The organism is Pseudomonadota bacterium (genome assembly GCA_022361155.1).
In the GTDB taxonomy this organism is placed as follows: domain Bacteria; phylum Myxococcota_A; class Polyangia; order Polyangiales; family JAKSBK01; genus JAKSBK01.
This window is the reverse complement of record JAKSBK010000001.1, coordinates 1-7,903: the sequence shown is the minus strand read 5'-3', so window position 1 is coordinate 7,903 and position 7,903 is coordinate 1. Positions and strand designations below refer to the sequence as shown.

At 66.4% G+C, this 7,903-nt stretch carries 6 protein-coding genes; 3 read left to right on the top strand and 3 right to left on the bottom strand.

What is annotated here, in order from left to right:
- Together thrC and MJD61_00025 are read right to left on the bottom strand one after the other, a co-directional pair.
- Window positions 1-1,058, bottom strand: a 1,058-nt coding sequence (thrC, locus tag MJD61_00030) for a threonine synthase (protein ID MCG8553666.1), incomplete at its 3' end; no start/stop codon positions are given.
- A 4-nt stretch (window positions 1,059-1,062) separates the two neighbouring features.
- Window positions 1,063-1,986, bottom strand: a complete 924-nt coding sequence (locus MJD61_00025; GenBank protein MCG8553665.1) for a homoserine kinase — start codon at window positions 1,984-1,986, stop codon at window positions 1,063-1,065.
- Between the two features lie 325 nt (window positions 1,987-2,311).
- Between MJD61_00025 and purE the strand changes: the two genes are divergently transcribed.
- Together purE and MJD61_00015 are read left to right on the top strand one after the other, a co-directional pair.
- Window positions 2,312-2,785, top strand: coding sequence for a 5-(carboxyamino)imidazole ribonucleotide mutase (gene purE, locus MJD61_00020; protein ID MCG8553664.1), 474 nt, complete (start codon window positions 2,312-2,314; stop codon window positions 2,783-2,785).
- Between the two features lie 185 nt (window positions 2,786-2,970).
- The gene (locus MJD61_00015) at window positions 2,971-5,199 is read left to right on the top strand and encodes a thioredoxin domain-containing protein (GenBank protein MCG8553663.1); all 2,229 of its coding nucleotides are present in this window, start codon (window positions 2,971-2,973) and stop codon (window positions 5,197-5,199) included.
- Window positions 5,200-5,227: 28 nt separating this feature from the next.
- Here MJD61_00015 and MJD61_00010 read toward each other — a convergent pair whose 3' ends face one another.
- Window positions 5,228-5,866, bottom strand: coding sequence for a nitroreductase (locus tag MJD61_00010; protein ID MCG8553662.1), 639 nt, complete (start codon window positions 5,864-5,866; stop codon window positions 5,228-5,230).
- 414 nt (window positions 5,867-6,280) lie between these two features.
- Between MJD61_00010 and MJD61_00005 the strand changes: the two genes are divergently transcribed.
- Window positions 6,281-7,903 (top strand): serine/threonine protein kinase (locus tag MJD61_00005; protein ID MCG8553661.1); only part of this gene is annotated, 1,623 nt, incomplete at its 3' end.

Here is a 7,903-nt window from a genome sequence, read left to right as displayed (position 1 = left end):
ACTCCCGAGGCGTCGGCGGCCGCCTTGGCCTCGAGCGCTTCGGCGTCACTCGCAGCCACGAATAAACCGCCGAGCTCACGCGTTACCGAGACTGCCTTGTCGTACGAAACCGGATCCCCGATCTGGATCGCGCTGGCGACCGTGCGCCGCGCCTGGACGCGGACGTGGCGCAGGTAGCCTTCGGTGTGGGCCTGGGCGAGCGGGTCGGCGGCCGCGGACTGTGCACCCACCAGCCGCGGGAGCTTGTCGATCACACCGAGGCCGGAAAGCTCGAGCAAGGCCTTGCCGAGCGCGCTGATGTTGCCGGCATTGCCCACGGGTATGACCATCCAGTCCGGTACGTGCCAGCCGAGCTGGTGCAGCAGCTCGATGCCGATCGCCTTCTGCCCTTCGATGCGGAAGGGATTCATGGAATTGAGCAGGTAGATTTCCCCGGACTCGGTGAGCTCTTGCACGAGCCCCATGCAGCCGTCAAAGTCGGTCTCGAGCGCCAGTACCTGGGCCCCGTAGCAGATGGGCTGTGCGAGCTGCTCGAGCGAGACCTTCTCGTGCGGCAGCAGCACCACCGCCGGTAGCTCGGCGGCAGCAGCGTAGGCCGCCATGGCCGCGGAAGTGTCACCCGTGGAGGCACATGCGACGCGCCTCGCACCCACGTGCTTCGCCCATGAAACGCCCGCCGTCATGCCTCGGTCCTTAAAGCTGAGCGTCGGATTCTCGCCCTCGTGCTTGACCCAAAGCGTGCCGAGGCCGATGAAGCGCTCGAGGCCACGGCGCCGGTAGAGCGGCGTGTTGCCTTCGGGCAGCGACACGATCGCCTCGCGGGGCAGATCAGGCAGGATAAGCTCGTGGTAGCGCCACACGCCCGACGAGTAAGGGGACGAAAGCTCGGACAGACGCGCATCGAAGCGAGCCTTGAGGTCCGGTGCACCTTCGCCCAGCGCCTCGAGATCGTGCTCCACGGCGAATAGACCGCCCGCACGGCTCCGAAAACGGGCGCTCGTCGTGCTCTCGGTCTCGCCGCTTGCGATGCAACGCAGGGTCGAAATGCTCGCTCCCATTACGTCAAACCGGAAGCGGGTGGGCGCCGCGCCGGTCAATGCCGCTCGTGCGAGGCACATGGGCGACGTCGAGCGCGTGCAGCGCCGCGCTCATGGCCTTGTGGACCGTGGAGGCACGTTCGAGGTCGTCGCATAGCGCAAAGATCGTGGGCCCAGAACCCGAGATGGAAGCGCCGAGCGCCCCCGCCGCCAGCGCGGCTCGTTTCGCTTCGGAGAATCCCGCAATCAAGGGAGCTCTATGGGGCTCGGCGATGCGGTCTTGCACGCTGCCACGCAACAGCCCGACATCGTTGCTGGCAAGAGCGTAGACCAAGGTCGCAAGCATGCTGCTGTTGAAGATAGCGGACTCTAGCGAGATATCCCTTGGAATGGCTTGGCGCGCCCGACGGGTCTCGAGCGGCTGCACCGGCGTGACCAAGGCGATCCCGAGATCCAGCTCGGTCTCGATGCGGATCGAGCGACCACAGGGGCCCTGAAGCACCACGCCGCCCAGCAACGCGGGCGCGACGTTGTCGGTATGCGGCGCGCCCGAAGCGACTCGCTCTGCCTCCGCACAGACTGCCACGAGTCGTTCGGGCGCCAGGGGCGAGCCTGCCAGCAGATTGACAGCGGTGGCAGCGGCAGCAGCAGCAGCGCCCGACGAGCCCAGGCCCGAACCGATCGGCAAGCCTTTGTCGAGTACGAGCTCGACGCCGAAATCCGCTTCAACCAGCTCCAGCGCACCGCGCGCCGCAACGACCGCGGTGTTGTCCGCGCTCAGCGGCAGGTCCGCGCCCTCGATGCGAAGCAGACGCACGCCCTTGGACCGCTGTACGCGGCGCGCGTGCACCACGTCCCCGATCGCCTCCAGGGCGAGTCCCAATACGTCGAACCCGGCGCCGACGTTGCCCACCGTGCCGGGGGCAAAGACCGTGACCTGTTCCAGCACGCGCCCTAAGCTAGCCTGGAGCAGGACCCGAGGCGAGAACATGGCGCAAATTGCCAGCCTCGGGTTTGGGCTTAGGGCCCGCGGAAGAACAACTCGGGTGTTTCGGTGAGGACTGGGCGCCGCTGGCGAGGCGCGACGACGAGGAGTATTGGGGATACTTCGAGGAGGAGCAACCTAGCCAACGGTGGTCAGAACCGGCGAAATGGATGAGTTGTTCTTCCGCGGGCCCTTAGGAGGCGCAGGCCCTTGGCGCTGATGACTCGCGCTGCGGCTTCTGCTACACGAGTGGCGCAAGCGGCTTCGAGGCCGCAGACGGAGACGACCGATGTCATCGCTCAACGAGCCGCGCGTGGCTATCTTGACGGGAAGCCCGAACGATCTCGAAGTCGTGCGGCAAGCAGCGCACGTGCTCGACAAGCTCGGGATCGCCTCGGAGCTCAAGCTCATGAGTGCCCACCGAACGCCGGACCTCGTGCTTCGATACACCCGCAACGCTCGAGATCGGGGCGTCGAAGTGCTGATCGCCTGCGCCGGGATGGCCAACCATCTCGCCGGTGTGGTGGCGGCGCACACGTGCCTGCCGGTGATCGGCGTGCCCTTGCGATCGGGCGCCCTCGACGGGCTGGATGCGCTCCTCAGCACGGTACAGATGCCTCCGGGCATTCCCGTGGCGAGCGTGGGCATCGACGGCGCCAAGAACGCCGCCTATCTCGCCGCTCGCATCCTGGCGCTCGGGGACCCCGAGATAGTGAAGCGCATCGAAGCCGACCTCGCCAAGCAGCGCGAGAAGTACGAGTAGTGCTCGCGGCCGCAAGTCCGATCAGCGTGTTCGACTGTGTCCAGTGCGCAGCGCAGGGCTGCATCCACAGAGCGAGGGTTTTTGCGAGGAGGTAGGCCGAGAGCGCGCCGCCCTGCACGGCCGCAGGCGATCGAGTTATGCTTGGATGGGTCCTAATGCTCCGGCATCGTGGATTGTTGCTAGCATTGCTGACACTCTTGCCGCTCGGCTGCCGCACTGCAGCTTCCGGCCCGCATTCCGGCAAGGCGGCGCGATCGGGAGACCAAAGGCAAGCTCGCTCTGGAAGCGGCAAGAGCACGGCCTCGATTCGACGCAAGGGCAATCACCTCGTCGGGGAGCCGAGCCCCTACCTCGAGCAGCACGCGCACAACCCTGTGGATTGGTACCCCTGGGGCAAGGAGGCGCTCGACAAAGCCAAGCGCGAGAACAAGCCCATCTTCCTGTCCATCGGCTACGCCACCTGCCACTGGTGCCACGTCATGGAGAAGGAGAGCTTCGAAGACGACACCATCGCGGCCTACCTGAACCAGCACTTCGTCTCGATCAAGGTCGACCGCGAGCAGCGGCCGGATTTGGACGCCTTGTATATCGAGGCCGTGGCCGCCATGGGTGGCTCGACCGGCTGGCCGCTCACCGTGTTTTTGACGCCGAAGCTCGAGCCGTTCTTTGGCGGCACCTACTTTCCGCCCCGCAGTCGTTTCGGACGCCCTGGATTCATCGACGTACTGCGGCAGGTTCTCGAGCGCTTCCGAAAGGAAGGAGATCGGGTCGCCGCCCGCGGCCGGCAGATCTTTCAGGCGATTCGAGCCGCAGCACTGCCAAAGAGCAACGAGCGAAAGGTCGACAAGCAGATTCTGGACGAGGCCTTTGCGCGCCTGCATCGCGCGCGCGATCCGGTCTTTGGTGGCTTTGGCTTTCGACAGAAATTCCCGAACGCGCCGCTATTGCTGGCGGAGCTGCGCTACGGCAAGCGCGGTAATCATCCGCGCGCTCGCGCGCATCTCGTCCTGACGTTGGAGCAGATGATGCGGGGCGGCATCCGCGACCATCTGCAAGGCACCTTCCACCGTTACGCCGTGGATCGGCATTGGCACGTACCGCACTTCGAGAAGATGCTGTACGACAACGCCCAACTGGCGTCGCTGTACGTGGAAGCCGGGCTGTGGCTCGATCGCGACGACTTCGTGCGCGTCGGGCGCGCTGTGCTCGACGACCTCATCGCAACCTGGCAGCAACCCGACGGTGGCCTCGTCGTTGGCTTCGACGCCGACGACCCGCTGGGCGAAGGGGTGTACTACTCGTGGACCCCTGCGGAGCTGCATGCAGCGCTCGGCAAGAAGACCGGACACGCCATTGCGAGCGTCTACGGCGTAAGCGAGCAGGGCGATCGCGAGCTCGAGGGTGCGCGCAGCGTGCTGCACAGGCAGCCAGCGGCCGAGGTCGAAAGCAAGCTCGGCCTCGCACCGCAAGCGATAGAGCGAGCCGTTGCGTCGGCGCTGCCGGCCTTGCTGCGCGTCCGCGCGCGACGCCCGCGCCCTGCCATGGACGACAAGGAGCTCGTGGCCTGGAACGGCCTGGCGCTGATCGCGCTCGCCGATGTGGGTCGCTGGCTGGAGGAACCGCGCTACGTCGAGGCAGGTCAACGGATCGCTCGTTTCGTGCTGGAATCCTGCTGGCAGCCCGAGAAACGCCGAATGCTGCGAGGGCTGCGCAGGGGCGCATCGCTCGGCGAGGGCTTCGTCGACGACTACGCTTTGGCAGCGTTGGGTCTGCTGCATCTGCACGCCGCGGATGGCCAAGCGCAGTGGCTCCAACATGCGGTGGAGCTCGTTCGCGCCATCGAGCTCAAGTTCTACGACCCCGGCCTCGCCACCTTCATGCACACAGCCCGCGAGGACATACCCGAAGGGCTGCCGCTGCGCCGTGCGAAGCTGGACGACGGCGTCGTGCCCGCAGGCGCCAACGCTGCAACGTTGCTGATGCTGCAGCTGGGCGCGATCGCCGGCGATCGATTACGCTACGAAATAGGCCTTGCCACGCTGCAGACAGCCGCGGCCAATGCCGCCGCTCAGCCGTTCTCTTCAGGCTTTCTGCTCACGGCCGTCGATCATCGAAGCGGACCCGTACGCGAGGTCGTCATCGCGGGCGCGAAAGGAGAGGCGCAGACGCAGGCGCTGCTGGCGGAGCTCAGACCGCACAGCCATGCACGTTTTCTGCCGGTCCGAATACCCGCCGAGGGTGCGGGACAGGTACTGGTCGCCTCCCTTCCCGCCCTGCGCGGCAAGAAGGCGTTCGGCGGAAGACCGACCGCGTTCGTGTGCGAGCTCGGGCGCTGTGAGCTGCCGACGGGCGACCCGGCTGTCTTGCGACGTCAGCTCCGCGGCGCCCTCGCCGCTGCGGATGCAGGACACTAGGTGCGACATGGCTCCCAGGCTCGGCCGACTAGTCCCTCTGGGATCGATGCCCACTCTGCTCTTGGGGCAAGGGCGTCCCCGACCAGTCGCTTACCAGGCTTCGGGAATCCGGACGCGCGATAGCAGGCGGGTCGGCGGTAGCTGTGCCCACGTAGAGAAAACCCACCACCGAGTCCCGCTGGCGAAGGCCAAGAGCCTCTTTCACATGTGCGTCGTAGGCGTACCAGCCGGTACGCCAGAAACCCGCGAACCCGTGCGCTTGCAGCCCGAGCAGGATCCCATGGCCAACCGCTGCAGCGGACAGCACCTGCTCGATCTCCGGTACCTTGGGGTGGGGCCGTGGGCACGCTGCTACCACGACGATGAGCGGCGCTCGCAACGGCTTGTGACGCGCCTTGTCCAACGTGGCTCGAGACGCGTCGGGCTGCTGACGTAGCTCAGCCCGTGCGAAGACGTCGCCGAGCCGCTCGCGCGCCGTCCCGCGCACCGTCAGCAGCCGCCACGGCCGCAGCAGGCCATGGTCCGGAGCACGCATCGCCGCCTCGAACACCGCATCCAGGACAGCGTCGCCGGGAGCCGGCTGACCCAGTTTTGGATTCGAGCAGCGAGATGCAAGCAGAGCTATCGCATCCATGACACCCCGAATCTCCCACAAACGAGCGTCCATGCCATGCCCCCTGCCGCTACCGCCCCCCTTCGGGCCCGCGAAACACCAATCTCATGCGTTTCGCCGGTTCCGACCACCGCTGGCTGTGTTGTTGCGCCTTTGCTGGCCGGGCGCCTCAAAGCCGACCTGGCAATTGTTAGCTTGAACCGACGCCATAGCTTGCCTTGGCTCGACGCTGGGGTACGACAGCTGGTACCTTGTCCGAGAAGGGGCGCAATGTGAGCCTTCGGCCTTCGTGATTACATGTCAACGGCGATCATCCAGTATTGATGTCCAAAGTGTGAAGGCGGGTACTTAGCTTGCACGAATTGTGCTAGGGTGAACTAGGGTGAATTATCGATTGTACGGGTTGGATCCCGGTGTTGTGGATCGACCCTGCAGGCTTAACCTCTGGTAGGAGGCTTCAACGGTCCCGTGAGTGCCACGTCGGACAAGGACCCGCGGCGGATGTACGTCGGGCGGCGCCTAGGTCGCTACGAGGTGCTGGGAAGGCTCGCCAGCGGCGGCATGGCCGAGGTGTACGTGGCACGGGCGCGGGCTCAGGGCGTGGCCCGCTTCGGCCGGTTGGTCGCGATCAAGGTATTGCATGCCAATCTGGCACACGAGCAGGACTTCATCGAGATGTTCTTCGACGAGGCGCGTCTGGCCGCGCGCATCAGGCACCCCAACGTCGCGGCGACGCTCGACATCAGCAAATCGGAGTCCGCCGGATACTTCCTGGTGATGGAGTACATCGAGGGCGATCACCTCGGTGGACTGGTCAGGCAGGCATTCCGCCAGAAATCCCGCTTGCCCGCGGGTGTCACGGGGCGCATCATGAGCGATGCCCTCGCAGGGCTGGCCGCCGCGCATCGCCTGGAGGACGAACAGGGTCGGCGACTCAATCTGGTGCACCGTGACATATCGCCCCACAACATCATGGTGGGTGCTGACGGAGTGGCTCGGCTCACCGACTTCGGCGTGGCCCGTGCCGAGGACCGACTCAGTCACACCCGTGATGGACAAGTCAAGGGCAAGCTGGCCTACATGGCGCCCGAACATGCGGGCCAGGGAGTGATCGACCAGCGGGCGGACCTGTTCTCCATGGGCATCGTGCTCTGGGAATGCCTGGCCGGCCGGCGACTGTTCCGGGCACCCAATGCCGCCGCGACGCTGCACAAGCTGCTACACGAGCCCATTCCCGTCCTGTCGAAGATCGACCCGGCTTTGGCGGAGCTCGACCCGCTGCTGGATCGCGCTCTGGCTCGGGATCCACAGCAACGCTTCGCCGACGCTGACGAGTTCGCCGACGCCTTGGAGGAAGGCATTCGCCGGATTGGCGGCCTGGGATCCCACCACAAGGTGCGCGATTGCGTGCGTCGCTTCGCTTACGAGAAACTGACCCGCGATCAAGCCATTATCAGGACCGGCCTCGAGTCCATCGGGGACGCCGAGGAGGTGTCGAGCGCGCTCGAGCTGGTCGAGCTCTCGGAGCCTTCCCTGCCCCGCAGACCGTCCGATCCGTCGTCGAGCGGCGTCTTTCGCCAGACGGAGGGAAGCCACGGCGGATCGTCGCACAGCGGCACGAGCGGCCGCTTCACCGGTACCGATACGCAGGCCGAGCTGGCGGCGCTCGCTGGCGTTCGGCGACCGGGAATAGGCACCTTGCTGGCCTGGAGCGTCTTCCTGACCGTGCTGGGCGGCGCGGCATGGGTCGTGGCCACCGACGGTGCAGGCCTGCGCGACCTGTTGTCTCCTGCTCCTCCTCCGCAGCAGCAGCCGATCCTTGCCCCGAAACCTGTGGACCAACCACAGCAGGCGGCGCCGGATAGCCCGCCGCCCTTGCCGGCGTCTGAGGCGCTTCCACGCGTACACCAAACGGGGCCGCCGCCGGCGGACGTCAGAGCGCCGGCAGCACGACCCAGCCGGCCTCCCCCGGTTTCGAGCTCGCGCCGTGGATCGCGCTCGGGCGTGCGCAAGGCTCGACCGCGACCCAAGGTGGAACGCGCCAAGGCGCCGGCCCGAAGAGGATCGGCCGTCCGATCGCAGCGTCCCGGT